The sequence below is a fragment of the Pseudomonas sp. UBA2684 genome, from assembly GCA_002354655.1.
Classification (GTDB): domain Bacteria; phylum Pseudomonadota; class Gammaproteobacteria; order Pseudomonadales; family Pseudomonadaceae; genus Aquipseudomonas.
In genome coordinates this window covers 1-20442 of sequence record DELY01000016.1, presented here as the reverse complement: position 1 = coordinate 20442, position 20442 = coordinate 1, and the positions used below count along the sequence as shown (strand labels likewise).

The 20442-nt window shown below is 62.9% G+C and carries 14 protein-coding genes; 11 read left to right on the top strand and 3 right to left on the bottom strand.

The window, feature by feature from the left end; genetic code table 11:
• Positions 1–215: 215 nt before the first annotated feature.
• Positions 216–956 (bottom strand): glutathione S-transferase family protein, encoded by a 741-nt coding sequence (locus B3M58_RS06995; RefSeq protein WP_296217884.1) that lies wholly within the window; start codon positions 954–956, stop codon positions 216–218.
• A 94-nt stretch (positions 957–1050) separates the two neighbouring features.
• Positions 1051–1839 (bottom strand): helix-turn-helix transcriptional regulator, encoded by a 789-nt coding sequence (locus tag B3M58_RS06990; protein ID WP_296217882.1) that lies wholly within the window; start codon positions 1837–1839, stop codon positions 1051–1053.
• A gap of 149 nt (positions 1840–1988) precedes the next feature.
• On the opposite strand from B3M58_RS06990, the gene B3M58_RS06985 reads away from it, so the two are divergent.
• Both B3M58_RS06985 and B3M58_RS06980 read left to right on the top strand, forming a co-directional pair.
• The gene (locus B3M58_RS06985) at positions 1989–2804 is read left to right on the top strand and encodes a carbon-nitrogen hydrolase family protein (protein ID WP_296217881.1); all 816 of its coding nucleotides are present in this window, start codon (positions 1989–1991) and stop codon (positions 2802–2804) included.
• Positions 2805–2921: 117 nt separating this feature from the next.
• Positions 2922–4244 (top strand): APC family permease, encoded by a 1323-nt coding sequence (locus B3M58_RS06980; protein ID WP_296217879.1) that lies wholly within the window; start codon positions 2922–2924, stop codon positions 4242–4244.
• Between the two features lie 35 nt (positions 4245–4279).
• Here B3M58_RS06980 and metR read toward each other — a convergent pair whose 3' ends face one another.
• A complete protein-coding gene (metR, locus tag B3M58_RS06975; RefSeq protein WP_296217877.1) occupies positions 4280–5197 on the bottom strand; it encodes a transcriptional regulator MetR in 918 nt (305 codons plus the stop codon).
• 216 nt (positions 5198–5413) lie between these two features.
• Between metR and metE the strand changes: the two genes are divergently transcribed.
• The 9 genes from metE to B3M58_RS06930 form a co-directional block, all read left to right on the top strand.
• Positions 5414–7717 (top strand): 5-methyltetrahydropteroyltriglutamate--homocysteine S-methyltransferase, encoded by a 2304-nt coding sequence (gene metE / locus B3M58_RS06970; protein WP_296217875.1) that lies wholly within the window; start codon positions 5414–5416, stop codon positions 7715–7717.
• 285 nt (positions 7718–8002) lie between these two features.
• Positions 8003–8992 carry an alpha/beta fold hydrolase gene (locus B3M58_RS06965; RefSeq protein WP_296217873.1) on the top strand — a complete coding sequence of 330 codons (990 nt, stop codon included), beginning with the start codon at positions 8003–8005 and terminating at the stop codon, positions 8990–8992.
• Positions 8993–9116: 124 nt separating this feature from the next.
• Positions 9117–9908: an efflux RND transporter periplasmic adaptor subunit gene (locus tag B3M58_RS06960; RefSeq protein WP_296217871.1), complete on the top strand. Its 792-nt coding sequence runs from the start codon at positions 9117–9119 to the stop codon at positions 9906–9908.
• Positions 9905–11224, top strand: a complete 1320-nt coding sequence (locus B3M58_RS06955) for an efflux RND transporter periplasmic adaptor subunit (RefSeq protein ID WP_296217869.1) — start codon at positions 9905–9907, stop codon at positions 11222–11224. The genes B3M58_RS06960 and B3M58_RS06955 overlap by 4 nt, the downstream gene beginning before the upstream one ends.
• A complete protein-coding gene (locus tag B3M58_RS06950; protein WP_296217868.1) occupies positions 11225–13321 on the top strand; it encodes an HlyD family efflux transporter periplasmic adaptor subunit in 2097 nt (698 codons plus the stop codon).
• Positions 13322–13614: 293 nt separating this feature from the next.
• Positions 13615–14226 carry a GNAT family N-acetyltransferase gene (locus tag B3M58_RS06945; protein ID WP_296217867.1) on the top strand — a complete coding sequence of 204 codons (612 nt, stop codon included), beginning with the start codon at positions 13615–13617 and terminating at the stop codon, positions 14224–14226.
• Between the two features lie 4 nt (positions 14227–14230).
• Complete coding sequence (locus tag B3M58_RS06940) at positions 14231–14545, top strand: DUF6916 family protein (protein ID WP_296217865.1); 315 nt, start codon at positions 14231–14233, stop codon at positions 14543–14545.
• Positions 14546–14691: 146 nt separating this feature from the next.
• The gene (locus B3M58_RS06935) at positions 14692–15258 is read left to right on the top strand and encodes a phage tail protein (RefSeq protein ID WP_296217863.1); all 567 of its coding nucleotides are present in this window, start codon (positions 14692–14694) and stop codon (positions 15256–15258) included.
• A 463-nt stretch (positions 15259–15721) separates the two neighbouring features.
• A partial coding sequence (locus B3M58_RS06930; protein ID WP_296217862.1) for a DUF4347 domain-containing protein occupies positions 15722–20442 on the top strand: 4721 nt, incomplete at its 3' end.

Below are 20442 nucleotides of genomic sequence, written 5' to 3'. Positions count from 1 at the left end.
TCCCTCCTGCCTAGCCAGCGCACGGCGCTATCCGCGAGCATCTGCCAAACCTGCCGCTCCTTCGCGGTTAACGCCGCTTGAGGCGCTGGCCCGCCGCAACATGTAACGGGTGCAGATATTTCGGGAAATCGGTCGGCGGCGCCTCGCGGGTTTGCGCCGCTAACCCGCGAAGAACCTTTGTTTGGAGACGGCACACGAGTGTGCCGTTTCAGGCATCACGCGCGGCGCGTGCGGTCTTCGGCGTAGCGGCGCAGCACCCACTGGCCGGCGGGGTGGGCGTGCAGTTCGTCAAGAAAGGCCTGGGTCTTGGCGTCATGCCCGGCGATGCCTTCCCAGGGGGTGCCCGCAGGGGTGAACAACGGGGCGAAGAGGGCGGCGGCGCTGATGTCGGCCAGGGTCAGGCGGTCGCCGACCAGGTAGCGCGCAGGGTCGCCCTGGATACGCGACTCGATCAGCGCCAGGCCTTCGAGCAACTCGGTTTGCGAGGCGGCGACGCGTTGCGGGGTGACGCCGTAGAGCTTCTGCACGCCATTGATCAGGACTGGCTTCATCAGGTCGCGCAGGCCGAACAGCGGACGGTAGACCTTGAGCATCGCGTGCATCACCGAATCCCACTGCTTGATCTGGCCGTACAGCCAGCGCCGCACATGCACGCCAAGGCGGTCGAAGCGCTCTTCCAGCTCCAGCACCTCGGCACGTTGGCCGGGGTCTTCCGGCAGCAGCGGCGCGTGTGGGTAGGCGTCTTCCAGGTACAGGGCAATCGTGGTCGAGTCGCCGAGCACCTTGGCACCATCGCGCAGGATCGGCAGGGTGACTATGCCGGCCAGGCGTTTGCTCTGCAGCCGGTGCAGGCCCGGAAACAGGTTGTCGACCTGGAAGTCGAGCCCCTTGTGATCCAGGTGCCAGCGGGTTTTCTCGCAGTAATGGGAGATCGGAAACTGATAAAGAGTGCGCATCGTCGACCGTTGCCTTGGCGAAGTGAAGCGCCAGTGTAGGGCCTCGGCGAGTGACCGCCGAGTCTTGTTGCCCCGTGCTTAGGTTGTGTGTGGCTCAGGCTTGCTGCGCCTGGAGGAACAGGGCGAACAGCTCCGACTGCGACTTGATCCCGAGTTTGCTGTAGATGTGCTTGCGGTGCACCTTCACGGTTTCCGCGGAGATCGCCAGTTTGCGCGCGATTTCCTTGCTCGAGCAGCCGCTGAGCATCAGTTGGCCGACTTCCAGTTCGCGGGCGGTGAGGCTGTTCTCGACCTGCTGGCCGACCGTGTGCAGTTGTTCGTGCCAGACCGGCGCCGGTGGCGGTGGGCTGGCCAGCAGTTCCTGCTCAAAGGCCAAGCGCTGGCGCATCAGCGCCGCGACCCAGGGTTCGACCAGGCCGAGCAGGGCGATCTGCTCGGGGCTGAAGGCCTGCCGCGAGCCGAGCGACAGGCACAGCGTGCGTTCACCCGCCAGGGCCACATTGAACTGCACCTCGTCGGCCACCACATTGAGGCGGAAGTAGCGCTGGTAGTAATCGGTCTGCTCGAAACATTCCGGCGCCACGTCGGCCAGGCGATAGAGGCCGCCGCGCGTGGTTTCGCGGCTGGCCAGGTAGAACGGGTCGAGCTGGTAGAGGCCGTGCAGGTAATCCTGAAACAGCGGGTCGGGGCCGCCATCGCTGCCGGGGCATTCGGCGAATACCTGCGGGCGGGCGTTGCTGAACAGCAACACCACCCAGCTGTCGAAAGCCACGTAGCGATCGAGGCTGCGCACTAGGGCGATCCAGAAATTCGGCTTGTCCAGCGCCTCGATCAACTGCCCGACCGTGCGGTGCCAGGCGATGTCCTGCAATGAAAGCGTCATGCTCTACCCCTGATGGGTTACCACGCGGGCGTGATTTGCAGCACGGCCATGTGGGTTGATACTCGACTCGAGCCACATGCCGGCACAGCGTGCATTCTGCGCATTTTGCCGTGTCCGGTCATGTGCCAAGACAAGAATCAGGAGGGCCCATGAAGGTCGAACTCGTGCAACTGACCGGTCGCGACGGCGACACCGCCTACAACCTGCAGCGCACCCTGGCGGCCATCGCTGCCTGCGCCGCGGACACCGAGCTGGTGGTGTTTCCAGAAACCCAGCTGATGGGCTTTCCCAGCGCCGCCACCATCGCCGATGTCGCCGAGCCGCTGGACGGCCCGAGTGTGCAAGCGGTGCAGCGGGCCGCCCGCGAGAAAAACCTCGCGGTGGCCATCGGTCTGGCCGAGAACGATGGCGGCGTGTTCTACAACACCACGCTGCTGATCACCCCCGAGGGTATCGCCCTGCGCTACCGCAAGACCCACCTGTGGGCCTCGGACCGCGGCATCTTCACCCCCGGCGACCGTTACGCCACGGCGCTGTGGAAGGGCATCCGCGTCGGCATTCTGATCTGCTTCGATATCGAGTTCCCGGAAAGTGCCCGGGCATTGGGCCAGTTGGGCGCCGAACTGATCATCGTCACCAACGGCAACATGGACCCCTACGGTCCGACCCATCGCACCGCGATCATGGCCCGCGCCATGGAAAACCAGGCGTTCGCGGTAATGGTCAATCGCGTCGGCGACGGCGACGACGGGCTGGTGTTCGCCGGCGGCAGCGCGGTGGTCGATCCCTTCGGTCGCTTGCTCTGCGAAGCCGGGCGCGACGCGTGCCGGCAGATCGTCGACCTGGACCTTGCGCAATTGCAAGCCGCGCGCAGCGATTACCGCTACCTGGACGACCGCCGCATGGCCTTGCCCGGCGAGCTGCGCGAATCCCCCGACGGCCTTCGCGAGTTGCTGATTCCCTGAGCCCGCGGCCGCTCCCGACGGGCGGCCGCCGCCCCGCATCTACTCATCGTTCGGGACATGGTGTTTTTTCGCCGACCTCGGCTCTGTCATAACAATTAATAATTCGGAGTAGCAGTAATGGCTCATCTTCAGCGCACCCTCACGCTGGGGTCCGTGGTGCTGTTCGGCATCGCGTACATGACCCCGGTCATCGTCCTCGGCACCTTTGGCATCCTCGCCGATGTCACCCAGGGTCAGGTTCCCGCCGCGTATGTGGCGGCGGCACTGGCCATGCTGTTCACCGCCTTCAGCTATGCGCGTATGGCTGCCGCTTTTCCGGTGGCCGGCTCGGCCTACAGCTATGTGCGCAAGGCCATCAGCCCCAAGCTGGGTTTCCTCGCCGGCTGGGCGGTGTTGTTGGATTACCTGTTCCTGCCGATGGCGATCTGGCTGATCGGCGCCGCCTACCTGCACTCGGCCTTCCCGGCAGTGCCGCAGGCGCTGTGGGTGCTGACCTTTATCGGCGTGACCACGGCGATCAACGTGGTCGGTCTGCGGTTGGCGAAGACGGTCAACGGCGCGCTGATGCTGGTGCAGTTCCTGGTGTTGATCGCCTTCGTCGCGCTCTGCGTGCACTACGTGCTGGGCGATGCGAGTCGGCCGTTGTGGTCGCTCGAGCCGTTCTTCGCCGATGGCCTGAACCTGCCGCTGATCATGAGCGGCGCGGCTATCGCCTGTTATTCCTTCCTCGGTTTCGATGCGGTGAGCACCCTGACCGAAGAAACCCACGAGCCGCGCAAGACCATCCCACGGGCGATCCTGCTGATCACCCTGCTCGGCGGGCTGATCTTTATCGCCACCTCTTACTTCGTGCAGTTGGCGCACCCTTCCAGCGTGTTCCAGAGCACCGATGCGGCAGCCTATGAGATTGCCCGCAATATCGGCGGTGACGTCTTCGTGTCGATCTTCCTGATCGGCCTGATCGTTGGCCAATTCACCTCGGGCCTGGCGGCCCAGGCCAGTGCTTCGCGTCTGCTGTTCGCCATGGGCCGCGACGGGGTATTGCCGCAGTGGTTATTCGGCCGGCTCAGCGAGCGCTTCGGCACACCGGTCGGCAGCATTTTGCTGTGCGCAACAGTGGCGTTGCTGGCATTGAAACTCGACGTGACCACCTCGACCTCGTTCATCAACTTCGGCGCCTTCCTGGCCTTCAGCCTGGTCAACCTCTCGGTGATCTTCCATTACTGGCTGGGCAGCCCGCAGCGTGGTCTGGGGCGCTCGGTGCAGTACCTGGGGTTCCCGGCGGTCGGCCTGTTCGCCACCCTGTGGCTGATGATCAGCCTCGATCCTCTGGCGATGACCCTCGGCGTGTGCTGGTTGGCGCTGGGCCTGGTTTATCTGGGTTGGCTGACCGGCGGTTTCCGCCGCCAGCCGCCGGAGTTGAGTTTCGAGGAGGCTTGAACGCTGCCCGGCGGCCGCTGTGGGGCGGTGAGTCTTCAGCGCGCGACGCTGACGCCTTCGAGGTTGGCGAAGGAGGTGTCCTTGGCGGTCAGCAGGAAGTCGCGCATGAATGGCGCGTCGAGCATGTCGGTGCGGATGCCAGCGTAGAGCGTGGCGAACAGGCCCTTGTCGCCCAGGCGCTTGGCGGTCACATAGCCGCGCGAGCTGTACTCGTGCAGCGCCCAGTTGGGCAGGCCGCACACGCCACGGCCGCTGGCCACCAGTTGCATCATCATCACCGTCAGCTCCGAGGTGCGCACCTGTGCCGGCTCGACATCCGCCGGTTCGAGGAAGCGGGTGAAGATATCCAGGCGGTCGCGTTCCACCGGGTAGGTGATCAGGGTTTCGCTGGCCAGGTCTTCGGCGACGATGAACGGCTTGCTCGCCAGGGCATGCTGGTTGGCCACGGCGAGCATGGCTTCGTAGGTGAACAGCGGCACGTAGGTGATGCCGGCCAGCTCCAACGGATCGGAGGTCACCACCAAATCCAGATCGCCGCGCGCCAGGGCCGGCAGCGGGGCGAAGGAGAAGCCCGAGGCCAGGTCCAGTTCCACTTCCGGCCAGGCGTCGCGGAACTGATCAATGGTCGGCATCAGCCACTGGAAGCAGCTGTGGCACTCGATGGCCATGTGCAGGCGGCCCGCCGTGCCGCCGGCCAACCGCGCCAGGTCGCGCTCGGCGCCGCGTAGCAGGGGCAATACCGCATCGCTCAGTTGCAGCAGGCGCAGCCCGGCGCTGGTGAAGCGTACCGGCTTGGTCTTGCGCACGAACAGCTGCATGCCGAGGCGTTCCTCCAGCTCCTTGAACTGGTGCGACAGCGCCGACTGGGTCAGGTGCAGGCGCTCGGCGGCATCCACCAGGCTCTCGCTTTCGCGCAGGGCGTGCAGGGTTTTCAGGTGGCGCAATTCGAGCATGGGGACCTCGGCGTGAGGGGGTCAGTATCGCTATGGCGACTGTAGGAGCGGGCCATGCCCGCGAAGCTTTTGTGTGGACGCTTTCGCGGGCATGGCCCTGGCTGGCTAGCTGAACATGAGTGAAATTATAGATCAAGGCGAATATATTGAGTTTGTCTCATGATGCATGGCTGTCGAGAATGCTCACCATCATTTATGCATATGGAGCATTTCGACATGGCCCTGTCCCATTCCCTCGGTTTCCCGCGTATCGGCCGCGACCGTGAATTGAAAAAAGCCCTGGAGGCCCACTGGAAAGGTGAGCTGGACGAAGCCGGCTTGCAGGCGGTTGGCCGCGAACTGCGCGCCGCCCACTGGCAGGTACAGAAAGACGCCGGCATCGAGTTGCTGCCGGTCGGCGACTTTGCCTGGTACGACCAGGTGCTCGCGCACTCGCTGACCTTGGGCGTGATTCCCGAGCGCTTCCGCCCACATTCGGGCAAACCGAGCCTGGATACCCTGTTCAGCATGGCCCGCGGCGTTAGCCAGGGCTGCTGCGGCGGTGCCCATGCACAAGAGCTAACCAAGTGGTTCGACACCAACTATCACTACCTGGTCCCGGAATTCACTGCCGATCAGCGTTTCCAGCTGAGTTGGGAACAGCTGTTCGACGAGGTTGCGGAGGCCCACGCGCTGGGGCATCGGGTCAAGCCGGTGCTGATCGGCCCGCTGACCTACCTGTGGCTGGGTAAGGTCAAGGGCGACGCGGGAGGCGCGAACTGTTTCGATAAACTCGAGCTGCTCGACCGCCTGCTGCCGCTGTACGGGGAAATCCTCGGGCGTCTGGCGGCCCAGGGCGTGGAGTGGGTGCAGATCGACGAGCCGATTCTCGGCCTGGACCTGCCGCAGGACTGGAAGAACGCTTTCGAGCGCGCCTACCACCTGTTGCAGCACGCCCCGTTGAAGAAGTTGGTCGCCACCTATTTCAGCGGCCTGGACGACAACCTCGGCCTGGCGGTCGGCCTGCCGGTGGACGGCCTGCACGTCGACCTGGTGCGCGCGCCGGAGCAGCTGCCGCTGCTGCTCGATCGCCTGCCGGCCTACAAGGTGCTGTCGCTGGGCGTGGTCAACGGCCGCAACGTTTGGCGCTGCGACCTGGACAAGGCCCTGGCGCAGTTGCAGCAGGCGCAGGAACGCTTCGGCGCCAACCTGTGGGTCGCCGGTTCCTGTTCGTTGCTGCACAGCCCGGTCGACTTGAACCGTGAAGACCAACTGGATGGCGAGCTGCAAGGCTGGCTGGCTTTCGCCGTGCAGAAGTGCGCGGAAATCGCCATCCTCGCCCGCGCCGTCAACCAACCGCAGGCGGCCGAGGTGCAAGCCGCGCTGGCCGAGAGCCGCGCGCTCCAGGCCAGCCGTGCAGGCTCGTCGCGGATTCACCAAGCGGCGGTGCAGGCGCGCCTGAACGCCATCACCCCGGCGGACAGCCAGCGTATTTCGCCGTTCGTCGAGCGCATCGACAAGCAGCGTGCGCGCCTGCAATTGCCGGCGTTGCCGACCACTACCATCGGCTCGTTCCCGCAGACCGCGGCGATCCGCCTGGCGCGCCAGTCGTTCAAGGCTGGCAAGCTGTCGGCCGCCGCCTACACCGAGGCCATGCACAGCGAGATCCGCCACGCCGTTGACGTGCAGGAAAACCTCGGCCTGGATGTGCTGGTGCACGGTGAAGCCGAGCGCAACGACATGGTCGAGTACTTCGCCGAGCAGCTCGACGGCTACGCCTTCACCCGCTTCGGCTGGGTGCAGAGCTACGGTTCGCGCTGCGTCAAACCGGCGGTGATCGTCGGCGACCTGAGCCGTCCGCGGCCGATGACCGTCGAGTGGATTCGCTACGCGCAAGGCCTGACCGACAAGGTGATGAAGGGCATGCTTACCGGCCCGGTGACCATGTTGATGTGGTCGTTCCCGCGTGAAGACGTCAGCCGCGAGGTGCAGGCGCGCCAATTGGCGCTGGCGATCCGCGACGAGGTGCAGGATCTGGAGGCGGCGGGGATCAAGATCGTGCAGATCGACGAAGCGGCGTTCCGCGAGGGCCTGCCGCTGCGCAAGGCGCAGTGGGCCGACTACCTCGCGTGGGCCAGCGAAGCCTTCCGCCTGTGCGCCTCGGGCGTGCGCGACGAAACGCAGATCCACACCCACATGTGCTACAGCGAGTTCAACGATGTGATCGAGTCCATCGCCGCGATGGACGCCGATGTGATCACCATCGAGACCTCGCGCTCGGACATGCAGTTGTTGGAGGCTTTCGAGGCCTTCGCTTACCCCAACGACATCGGTCCCGGCGTCTACGACATCCACTCGCCACGGGTGCCGGACACCCACGAGATGGTCAACTTGATGCGCAAGGCGGCCCAGCGTATTCCCGTCGAGCGCCTGTGGGTCAACCCGGACTGCGGCCTGAAGACCCGCGCCTGGGCGGAAACCGAGGCGGCGCTGGTCAACATGGTCGCCGCCGCTCGCCAGCTGCGCAGCGAGCTGGCCTGAGTCCGACGAGGATATCTAGGGTGGACATGGCGAAGCCTTGTCCACCTGGCCGTTGGGTGCTCGCCGCCCAACTTACGGCCTTTTTGATTATGTCCCCAGGCGGTCGCGCTTTTGTGGGCGGCGGTCTGCATCATCTAACAGCGATAGAGCCTTTTCTGTGGGCGAGGGCGGCGATCTGCCGACCACTCGGCAAGTTTCATCAAACTGTCACGGTTCTGTGGCAGCGCGCACGACCAAATATCACCAGACTCACGACTTAATGGGGTTCTGCGTTCTGGTGTTTCTATGCGTGCATTAATTTTCCTCGCCGCACTGTTGTGCGGTGTGTCCTCCTTTGCGGCCGAACGCTGCGCCGTTCAGGTACCGACTGAGCGCGTCGCCGTGGGCGAGGTGCAACTGGCCTACCAAAGCATCGGCCGCGCCAGCGATCCGGCGCTGCTGCTGGTCATGGGCCTGGGCGGGCAGTTGATTCACTGGCCCGACGAAGTGGTCGCGCGCTTGTGTGCGCAGGGCTTTCGGGTGATCCGTTTCGACAACCGCGACGTTGGCCTGAGTGCCTGGACGCATGCCGCACCGCCGATCAATCTCGGCTACGAGGCGTTGCGCTATCGCCTCGGCCTGTCGGTGTCCGCGCCTTACCGCCTGCGCGACATGGCCGGCGATGCGCTGGGCTTGATGGATGCCCTGGCTATCCAGCAGTTCCATGTGCTCGGCGCCAGCATGGGCGGGATGATCGCCCAGCACCTGGCCGACCTGGCGCCGCAGCGGGTGCAGAGCCTGACCTTGATCATGACCAGCTCCGGCGCCCAAGGGCTGCCGGCACCGAGCGCGGCCCTGCTGACGCTGCTGGCCACGCGTGAAGCGCCGAACCGTGCGGTGGCGCTGGAGCAACAGGCCGATCTGCTGGCCGCCTTGGGCAGCCCGGCCGTCAGCGATGACCGCGCTGTGCTGCTGCAACAGGCGCAAACGGCCTACGACCGCGCGTTCAATCCCGACGGTGTACAGCGCCAACTGCTGGCCATTCTCGCCGAGCCGAGTCGGGTCGAATTGCTCAACCGTTTACAGGTGCCGACCCTGGTGGTGCACGGCACCGCCGACCCGCTGTTGCCGGTGATGCACGGCGTGCATGTGGCGGCGCATATCGAAGGCAGCGAACTGAAACTCATCCCCGGCCTGGCCCATCGCTTCCAGGAGGCGTTCAAGGAGCCATTGTTGGCTGCGGTGCTGCCGCATCTGCAAGCGCATCGCCAGGACGGTCATTGGGCGCAGCTGTAACCTTTGTTCTTGAACTGTGCGGCCGCGGCCGTGGGTACGCTCGGGCGCTCGACTCCTGCAAGGCAGTTTGCCAGCCGCGGCTTCTGCCGTAGACTTCGGCCAGTCGCCTTGCAGGGAGCGCAACATGTACCAATCAGCCGCATGGGTTTATGCCGTCTCATGTCTTTTGTGCCTGAGCGTCGCTCAGGCCGAGTCGTTGCCGCTAGGCGATCCACTGCTCGATAACCTGACGCCGAGCGCGGTGACGTCGGCTACACGCGAGGCGCGTGGCGTATTGCGTGCCCGCGATCAGGCGGTGTTGTCCAGCGAGCTGGCGGGGCGGATTACCGAAATGCCGTATGCCGAAGGGCAGGGCTTCGCCAAAGGCGAGGTGCTGGTGCGTTTCGACTGCAGTGCCTACCAGGCTCAATTGCGCGCTGCACAGGCCGGTGCTCGGGCTGCTCGTGAAGAGCTGGCGCACAATAAACAGTTGGCGGCGCTGAACTCTGTTGGTCGCTTCGAGGTGGCGCTGGCCGAGGCGCGTCAGGCCGAAGCCCAGGCCCAGGCCCAGGTTTATCAAGTGCAGATCAACCGCTGCACGGTGAGCGCTCCGTTCGATGGCCGCGTGGTGGCGCGCAGGGTGCAGCCGCATGAAAGCGTGGCCGGCGGCACGCCACTGCTGGACGTGGTGGATAACCGCACCTTGGAGGTTCACCTGCTGATGCCGTCGCGCTGGCTGGGCATGCTCAAGCCCGGCGACCGTTTCAGTTTCACACCCGATGAAACCGGTAAGCCGCTGCAGGCCGAGGTCAAACGCCTCGGCGCACGGATTGACGAGGGCAGCCAGACGTTGTTGTTGATCGGTACTCTGCCGGGCGTCACTGAAGGGTTGTTGGCGGGCATGAGTGGCACCGCGCGCTTCACGGAGGCGCCATGACTGCCCAGGTGCCCGGCTTGGCGGAACGGGTGTTTGCCCAGTTCCTCGCCCTCGAGCGTCAGGCGCGCAACGCCAAGAACATCGACAGCCTGGCCTATGCCCTGGTCAACGATGCGCAGGGTCTGTTCGGCTACCGCCATACCGCCCTGCTGATTGCCGGTCGCGTGCGCGCCCTGACCGGCATCAGCGTCGTCGATCCCCATGCCCCTTTCGTCGCCTTCGTGGAAACCGCGGCCAGCCAATTGCTCGCCCAGGGGCGTTCGGACAAGCCCCAGGTAGTGGCTGCCGACTCGTTGAGTGCGCAGAGTCAGGCGGATTGGCACAGCCTGTCGACGGCCGCGGTGTTCTGGCTACCGTTGATGGACAAACAACAACAGCCTTTCGGCGGTTTATGGATCGCCCGCGAGCAACCCTGGAGCGAGGCCGAACAAGCCCTGCTGACCCAGTTGGGCGATGCTTACAGCCATGCCTGGTTGGCCCTGCAACCGGGCAAACCCTGGCGCTTGCGCTGGCCGCGCAAGAAAGTTGCCGCGGTCCTCGGCGCGGCCCTGCTGCTGTTGCTGTTGCCCATACGCCAATCGGTGCTGGCCCCGGCGGAAGTGGTGCCACTGGGCGGCCAGGTGGTCGCCGCGCCACTGGATGGGGTGATTGCCGAAATCCTGGTCAAACCCAACCAGGCGGTGCGCGCGGGTGACATCCTGCTGCGCTTTGACGCCACCAGCATCAAGGCCCAGGCCGATGTCGCCGAGCGCAGCCTGGATGTCGCCGAGGCCGAGCTCAAGGCCAACGCCCAGCGCGCGTTCACCGATGCCGATTCCAGCGCACGTATCGACCTGTTCGCCGCCCGTGTGGAGCAGAAGCGCGCCGAGCGCGACTACGCCCGGCAACTGCTGGCGCGCAGCGAAGTGCGCGCCGAACGCGATGGCATCGCGGTATTTGCCGACGCCCAGCGCTGGACCGGCAAGCCGGTGCAAACCGGTGAGCGCCTGATGGAGATCGCCGAGCCGAGCCAGGCCGAGCTGCGCATCGAGTTGCCGGTAGCCGATGCCCTGGAGTTCAAGCCGGGCACGGAGGTTGCGTTGTTCCTCGACAGCGATCCGTTGCACCGCCACGAGGCGCAGTTGCAACGCATCGCCTATGAGGCGCAACAGACCGCCAGCGGCCAGCTGGCTTATCGCCTGGATGCCGAGTTCGTCGGTGCGCCACCGCGCATCGGCCTGCGCGGCACCGCGAAAGTTTTCGGCGAGCGCGGCCCCTTGGCCCTTTATCTGTTACGCCGCCCGCTCGCGGCCCTGCGCCAAACGGTAGGTCTGTAAATGCAATTGCCCGCGCTGCGTGCCGATCTGCAGTTGTCACCAGCCGCCACCACACTGGATGGCGCGCCACAATGGACCCTCGCCGATCCGCTGCGCGGGCGTTACTTCAAGCTTGGCGTCACCGCCATGCGTTTACTCCGGCATTGGCAGCTGGGCGATGTCGGGCGCGTGCTCCAAGCCGCCAACCGCGAGCCGGGCGTAGCGCTGGACGAAGCGGAGTTGGACGAGTTGCTACGTTTTTTGCGCAACCACGACTTGATCGCTGCGCTGGATGCCGAGCAGAGTGCCAGTTATGCCGCCAAGGCGTCGCAACAGCGTCACGGCCTGTGGCAAGGCCTGCTCCACCAATACCTGTTCTTTCGCATTCCACTGTGGCGCCCGGATGCTTTTCTGGATCGCACCTGGCCGTGGCTGGCGCGCTATGGCCCCAACCTGCTGCGCATCGGACTGCCGGTGCTGCTGGTCCTCGGAGGCTTTCTGGTCGCCCGCGACTGGGAGCGTTTCATCGCCACCTTTCCGCACCTGTTCAGTCTCGGCGGCGCGATTTCGTTCGGTATCGCTTTGGTCTTTGCCAAGCTATGCCATGAATTTGGCCATGCCTACATGGCCAAGCGCGCCGGTTGTCGAGTGCAGAGCATGGGGGTGGCGTTCATGGTCATGTTTCCGATGTTCTACACCGATGTCAGCGATGCCTGGCGCGTCAACGAGCGGCGTTCGCGCCTGCTGATCGGCGCCGGTGGCATCCTCGCCGAGCTGGTGCTGGCCTGTATCGCCTTGCTCGCCTGGTCCCTCCTGCCGGATGGCCCTGCGCGCACCGCAGCGTTCATGCTGGCCAGCGCCACCTGGATCACCACCCTGGTGATCAACCTCAATCCCTTTATGCGTTTTGACGGTTATTTCCTGCTCAGCGATTTGTGGGGGGTGGATAACCTGCAACACCGCGCCTTCGCCCTGTGCCGCTGGCGTTTGCGCGAAGCCTTGTTCGGCTACGGCGAAGCAGCCCCCGAGCCCTGGTCGGCGGATATGCAGCGGCGTTTGCTGTGGTGGGGGTATGGCTCCTGGTTATGGCGCGCGGTGCTGTTTCTCGGTATCGCCTTGGTTGTCTATCACATGTTCTTCAAGCTGCTCGGCGTCTTCCTGATGCTGGTCGAGCTGGCGTGGTTTATCGGCTTGCCAGTCTGGCGCGAGTTACGCGAGTGGTGGCAGCGCCGCGACCAGGCGCACCCTGGTAAAGCCCTGCTGCTGGGCGTTGCGCTGCTCGGTCTGCTGGCCGTGCTATTACTGCCCTGGCGCAGCACGGTTGACGTGCCCGCGATGCTCGAGGCTTCACGCAACACCGCCCTGCATGCGCCCTTGCCGGCACGCCTGAAACAGCTGCACGTGCGCAATGGTCAAACGGTCGAAAAAGGCGCACTGCTACTGGAGCTTGAATCGCCAGACCTCGACTCGCGACAAACCATCGTGCGCAGTGAAATCGATATCCTGCAATTGCAGTTGCGCCGCCAGGCCGGACGTAGCGAGACGATTGCCGATGTCGGCATTCTCGAGCAGCAACTGGCCGAGGCCGTGGCCGAATACCGCGGCTTGGCGGCACAACGCGAGCGCCTGTCGATCCGCGCCCCCGAGGCGGGCGTGGTGCGCGATGTGCTCCCGATGTTAAAGCCCGGCGCATGGCTGTCGCCGCAGACCACTCTGGCACGGCTGATCGAGCCAGGCTTGCTGGTGCGGGGTTATCTGCAAGAAGGCGAACTCTGGAGGGTCGAGCCCGGCGCCGAAGGCCGCTTCATTTTCGATGACCCGGCCAGAGCATCCATCGGCGTGCGCCTTAGCGAAGTGGACACCACCGGCACCTCCAGTATTCAACTGGAAGCGCTGATTTCCGACTATCAAGGCCCTATCGCCATCCAGCGCGATGCCGAGGGCCGCGCCCAGCCCGTGCAAGGTCAATATGGTGTGCGTTTGCAGGTCAACGACAGCCAGTTGCGCGTGAATCAGCCGCTACGTGGTCAGGTTGTGCTCCAGGCGCGCAGCGAGTCACTGTTCAGTGCGATATGGCGGCGGGTTGCCGCATTAGGTATCCGGGAGAGCGGATTCTAGGACGCGTTCGCACTATCGCTCAAAGACTGCAGGGGAGCCTGAAATCGCCGTGCCCACCGCTCCGCCGATAGAGCCGTTCATGGCGCACTGTCGTGTCGTTATTGCGTGCTTTCGAAAAGCGCGCTTCCGGGCCACTGTTTCAAGGCGAAATTGTGGTGCTGCCAGACGCTGACCACGTCTATCAGGTGTCTACGGGCAGGCACTACATCTGGCGGTGGCAGATTAAGTAAAGTCGTCTATATTGGCCTAGCTCGACTTCTGCCGCAGGGCATGATTGCCAAGGAATGCTACGCATGGATACGCAGACCGACTCTAAAGCCGGACAGCAGGGCGCAGACCCAACCACCCCCGCTTTTTCAGTACGCCTACCAGAGAATCTCGCTCACCTGGCGCTACGTTTTCGCCCCATATCTGAATATGACCTGCCCTTTCTCCTGAACCTTTACAGCCTCAGCCGCCAGTCGGAACTGAGCCAGGTCGACTGGCCGGAAGCGCAAAAGCAGGCTTTCCTCGCCCAGCAGTTCAACGCCCAACATCACTACTACCAGCAACACTTCAGCACTGCGCACTTCGACCTCATAGAGTTCGGTGGCACTGCAATTGGCAGGCTCTACTGGAACCTGGAAAAGCAGCGACTGTGCCTGATCGACATCATTCTGCTTCCCGCTTATCAGCATCAGGGGATTGGAACAGCGATTATTCGTGGCCTCATGCGGGCTGCTGCAAACGAGGCAAAACGGCTGGAGTTGCATGTTGAAAACAACAACCCTGTTCGCTTGCTTTATTCACGTCTTGGCTTTGCTCATACGGGGGACAGCGGCGTTTATCAGAAAATGGTGTGGGAGCCCCATACAGAACAGCCGCTCACGCCCAGCACTGTCGCCGACGCATTAGAAATGGAGTAACCCTATGTCAGTGCCGACCCAAGTCCAACTCAACGCCAGCGTAAATCAGCAGTGGCTGCTGACGACAGATGACCAGCCGCTGCCAATGCAACTCGTCCGTGTCGATGGCGGTATCGCCATGAACTCGTGCTACACCTGTTACTCCGCCACGTTCGAATTGCCAGAGAGTATCTGGGTTGACCAGGGAAGCTATGAAATCAGGAGCCCCGAAGGTAAGGCCTATTATCTGTTGCTGGCCCCAGTCGGCTTAAGCCCTGCCGGGCAGTATCAGATGGAAGCCGTGTTTCACGTCCTGATACCTGCGATAGAGACAGCCTGACGAGAATGCCAAGCATAGCCAGGCAAAGGCGAAGGCAGGAAACAACCAACTTAAGCTTTTTTCCAGAACGCAACCCTCAACCAGCCAACAGGATGTTGGGGTGCAAAGACCACCGGCATAAAGCCGGATAATAAGGAGAGAGTAAAATGAGCGAACCATTCCTCGGTGAAATTCGCATGGTCGGTTTCAACTTCAACCCCAGAGGCTGGGCTTTCTGCAACGGCGCCTTGATTGGCATTGCACAGAACTCCGCACTGTTTTCCCTGCTGGGCACCACTTTTGGCGGCAATGGGCAAACCACGTTCGGATTGCCCGACTACCGTGGTCGCAGCCCGGTTGGCCAGGGCCAGGGGCCGGGGCTGACGCAAATCACTCAAGGCGAAATGGCGGGTGCCGAGAACATCAGTCTTACCTTGGCGCAGCTACCGATGCACGTACCGGCCGTAGTGGTAAATGTTGCTATTCCTGCGGTCACAACCAGCGCCAACGTTGCGGCGACTCCCTCGACGACTAGCCATCTCGGCCCGGTTGCTGCTGGCGGACGCCCCGGCACCCTGTACAGCACAGACCCTACCGATACCACTCTTGCACCCTTTGCCGCACAGGTAACCGTTAGCCCTGTTGGTGGTAGTCAGCCTGTTCCATTGCGTAATCCCTTCCTTGGCACCAATTTCATTATTGCCCTGGAGGGTATTTTCCCGTCGCGTAACTAATAGGCCAGGCACTGGCAAAAAAGAGCTGCTTGTCTGGCAACAAACAAGCAGCTTGAGACACGCTCATTTCAAGGCTCGACTCTTGCCTGTACCCCCCGCAAATTGAAGGCGCCAGGTTTTTTGTAACATTCGGAGCATGTCGTGAATATGCCGCCTAAAGTCCAGCCTAGGCTAAATCTACGTGCGGAGGCACAAGTCCTTGGGCCCCACATCATGATTGATGCTGCTTAGCCACGGCGATACCCGTCGCGCACCCACAGGACGTTGAACCGCTGCAAGCGCAATACGGCGTCAAGGGCTCGATACTGCCGCAACCCAGTCGCTGCGTGGCCGGGCAAGGGCGAATTGGCGCTAGGTGTACGCGAACGCGGTTTCTGACGCCCCCTGTCTGGCCGAGCGCTCGGATCGGCAGGGTTTTGGGGTTGTGGGGACAGGCAAACGCGGCGATAGTTCACCTATTCCAGTGCTCGATCTGACATTCAATTGCAAAAAGGAGTTTCCCTTGAAGTTTCTTGACCTGTTCAGGCGTCAAGCGAGCCCATTAATTGCCAGACGCGCTCCCCTGGCGGCCGCCCTCGAACCACGCATGCTGTTCGATGGCGCGATTGCCGCCACCGCAGTCGAAGCGGCTTCCTCGACCGATCACCAGCCGACCGACAACGCCCAGGCACAAACTGCCGACGACGCAACCCAGCAGACCAGCGACGCGGCTACACCTCCGGCCAGCAGTGACCAGCGCCAGGAAGTGGTGTTTATCGATGGGGCGGTGACTAACAAACAACAGCTGATCGATGGCCTCAAGCCGGGCATCGAAGTGGTAATGCTCGATAGCAGCAAGGATGGCTTGCAGCAGATTGCCGACTATCTCGAAGGGCGCGAAGGCATCGACGCCATTCACATCCTCAGCCATGGCGATAGCGGCAAGGTGAAGCTAGGCGACACATGGCTCGACAGTGCCCAGATAGCAGCCAACAGTGCGCTGCTGGCCGACATCGGCAGATCCTTGGACTCGTCCGGCGACATTCTGCTTTACGGGTGTCACGTGGGTGCTGACGGCACAGGAGTGGAGTTCATCCAATCGCTAGCGGCAGCGACCGGTGCGGACGTCGCGGCCTCCAGCGATTTGACGGGTTCGGTCAGCAAGGGGGGGGATTGGGTACTTGAAGCCACCCAGGGCAGCATTGAAACAGTCTCGTTTGATTTGGGTAGTTACTCTGGATTATTGGTTGCCTTTTCTGATGATTTCGCATCAGGTGTGGGTGCTGCTGTGACCAGCTTTACCCGCATACTGGGTGGAGTGTCCTTCACATTCACTTTTACAGCTGATGGGGAGGGCGGTGATTTCGCCCTTGATCCCGGCAACGGCTTTGGTGGCTCATCGTCAATCAACATGCAGTCGACTGGCCCAGGTGCTGGGACGGAGCGCATCACCATTGCCCGCACTGACGGGGCAGATTTTGCTTTCAGCAGTATTTTCATCGACAACGCCAGTGGCGGCACCACCAACGTACGCGGCTATCTCGATGGCAGTGCCGTAGGCACCAACCAAACCATGGCCGCCGCCGCTTCAGGAACGCTGAGTTTCAGCGATATCCGTGTCGATCAGGTGCAGATCACTTCGACCGATTTCTTTGGTACCAATTTCGATAACTTCGCTGGCGATACCACCCCTCCCAACTCCGCACCTGTCATCGCCAACATCAACGGCAACGTCGCCTGGGCCGGGGTCGGCAACGCCGTGATATTGGATGCAGGCGCCAATGCCTCGCTAACCGATGCCGAACTCGGCGCGCTCAACAGCGGCAACGGTAATTGGTCCGGTGCCAGCCTAACCGTACAGCGTCCCGGCACGGCGATTGCTGCCGATACCTTCGGCTTCACCGCATCGGGTCTGTTCACGGTCAGTGGTAACAACCTGCAATCGGGTGGGCAAACCTTCGCCACCTTTACCAACACGGGTGGCGTGCTGACGATCAACTTCACCAGCAGCGGCACCACCGCCACCACCGCGTTAGTCAACGATGTGGCGCGGCATATCAACTACCGAAACGATACGCCGTCTGGCGATACTGCTCTTCGTTTCACGCTAAGTGACGGGATCGGTAGCACCACCGCTGACGTGACAGTGACTAGCGACACCATCTACGTCACGAATGCCACCGATACGGCCACTATTAATGTCAGCAACGGGGTGAGCTTCAGCGAGGCGGTGGCGATTGCTGCTGCGGATGGCTCCGGCAGCCAGACCATAGCGTTTGCTAGCTCCCTCGCCAGCACAGCGTTGACCATCAACAGTGTGAGCCTGAATGAGAGCTTGACCTTCGACATGGATGCAGCCAGTGGCATGTCGTTGACCAGCGGCACACTCACCCTCGGTGCTGCGACAACCCAAACATTCACCAACGGCACAGGCGATACCGCCACGCTTTCCAGCGTTATTGCGGGTAGCGGTGCATTCACTAAAGCGGGTGCAGGGGGGCTCACTCTTTCAGGTACCAATACCTACTCCGGGGCAACCACTGTATCCGCAGGCATTCTGACCGTTAGCGGCGGCGATGCCATTTCCAGCAACAGCAGTGTCGCGGTCGCCGGTGGTGCCACGCTCGCGCTGTCCAACAACGAAACCATCGGCAACCTGTCCGGTGCCGGAGCCATAACACTTGGCAGCAATACGCTCACCAGCATCATCACGGCCGACACCACCTTCTCCGGAGGCCTCAGCGGCACGGGCGGCCTGAGCGTCAGCCAGAGTGGGGCCGCCACCTTCGCGCTGACCCTGTCCGGTAGCAATACCTACACCGGCAACACCACCGCGGTGAATTTCGGCTGGCTGAAACTGAACGGCGACGCCTCGGTTTCCAGCAGCAGTGCTTTGCGCGCCGATGGCAACAGCATCATCACCCTGCAGTCCGACCAGACGGTCGGCAGCCTGGCCAGCAACAATGCTGGCGCCAGCATCCAGCTCGGCGCCTTCACCCTCAGCGCCGGGGGCGACAACACCTCCACCACAGTGGCCGGTGTCCTGTCCGGTACCGGCAATCTGGTGAAACAGGGCAGCGGCACCCTGACGCTTGCCGGCACTAACACGTATTCAGGCACCACCACGGTTTCGGCCGGCACGCTGTCGGTCGCCAGCGACAGCAACCTCGGCAGCAACACCGTGACGCTCGCTGCGGGCTCCACGCTGGAGATCGCTGGCGCCACCACCATCGACAACGCCATCTCACTCAGCGGCGATGCCACGGTCAGCAATTTGGCGGATGCTACCCTGTCCGGCATCATCAGCGGCGCCAACACTCTGACAAAAGCCGGGGCCTCGACGCTGACATTGTCCAACACCAATACCTATGCGGGCACCACCATCAGCGCAGGTACCTTGAGTGTTGCTGGCGACAATAATCTGGGCAGTGGCACGGTCACGCTGGCCAGCGGCAGTACGCTGGCCGTGACCGGTGCCACCAATATCGACAACACCATCGCCCTGACCGGCGACGCCACCGTCAGCACTTCGGCCAACGCCACCCTGTCCGGCGTTATCAGCGGCGCCAACACCCTCACCAAGGCTGGGGTGTCGACACTGACACTGTCCAACACTAATACCTACGCAGGCACCACCGTCAGCGCGGGTACTCTGAGCGTTGCCAGCGACGGCAACCTGGGCAGTGGCGCAGTCAGCCTTGCCGGTGGCACCACGCTGGCCATCAGCGGTGCTACCACTATCGACAATGCCATCGCTTTGGCTGGGAATGCCACCGTCAGCACCTCGGCCAACGCCACCCTGTCCGGCGTCATCAGTGGCGCCAACACCCTCACCAAGGCTGGGGTGTCGACACTGACACTGTCCAACACTAATGCCTACGCAGGCACCACCGTCAGTGCAGGCACCCTGAGTGTCTCTAGTGACGCCAATCTCGGTAGTGGCGCAGTTACGCTGTCCAGCGGCAGCACGCTGGCCGTAACCGGCGCTACCACCATCGACAATGCCATCGCGCTGAGCGGTGGCACGGCTACTGTCAATGCATCGGCCAATACCACGCTGTCCGGCAACATCACCGGCGCAGGCGGGCTGACCAAGACTGGTGCTAACACGCTTACTCTTAGCGGCACCGACAGCTACACCGGCGCCACCAATGTCAATGCGGGTACCCTGCTGGTCAATGGTGCCTTGTCTGCCACATCGAACACGACGGTGGCATCGGCCGCCACTTTGGGCGGCGACGGCAGTATCTCCAATGATGTCACGGTCAACAGTGGCGGTACGCTTTCGCCGGGTAACAGCGCGGGTACCCTGACCCTCAACGGCAATCTGACAATGGCCTCAGGCAGCACCCTGGCTGTGGAAATCAATGGCACCGCCGCTGGTACCCAGTACGACCAGGTTATCGTCAACGGCACGGTCGACGTCAGCGGCGCGACCCTGTCGACCACCCACGGCTACACGCCGGGCAGTGGCGATAGTTACACCATCATCGTCAACGACATGGCAGATGCAGTCACCGGCAACTTCACTGGCATCGCGGAAGGCGACAGCTTCACCGCAGGCGGTAATTCAACTCAACTCACCGCTAGTTACATCGGCGGCACCGGCAACGACTTCACCCTGACCGCGCCTCTCACCCCCACGGTTACTTCAGTGACCGTAGTGGAGGCCAATGGCACTTACGCCATCGGCAGCACGGTTACCGTGGCGGTGAACTTCAGCGAGGCCGTATTCCTGAGTACCGGCACTATCCAGCTGGTGTTGGAAACCGGTACGACCGACCGTGAGCTCAGCTACCTTGCCGGCAGCGGTAGCTCGACCTTGTATTTCAACTACACGGTGCAGGAGGGCGACATTTCATCGGACCTCGACTACATCAGTAGCGCTGGATTGGTTGCTAATGGCGATACTATTCAGAGCGGCACCTTCATCAATGCGAACCTCACCCTGCCTACGCCGGGTGCGGCGGGTTCTCTCGGTGCGAACAAAGACATAGTGATTGATGGTGTACGTCCAACCGCCTCGATTGTCGTGGACGATACTGCCCTGGCACTTGGCCAGACCGCTACTGTCACCATTACCTTCAACGAGGCCGTGAGCGGATTGGCCACCGCCGACTTTACAGTTGCCAATGGTGTGCTCAGCGGGCTTTCGTCCTCCGACGGTGGTATCACCTGGACAGCAACCCTGACCCCGAACGCCAG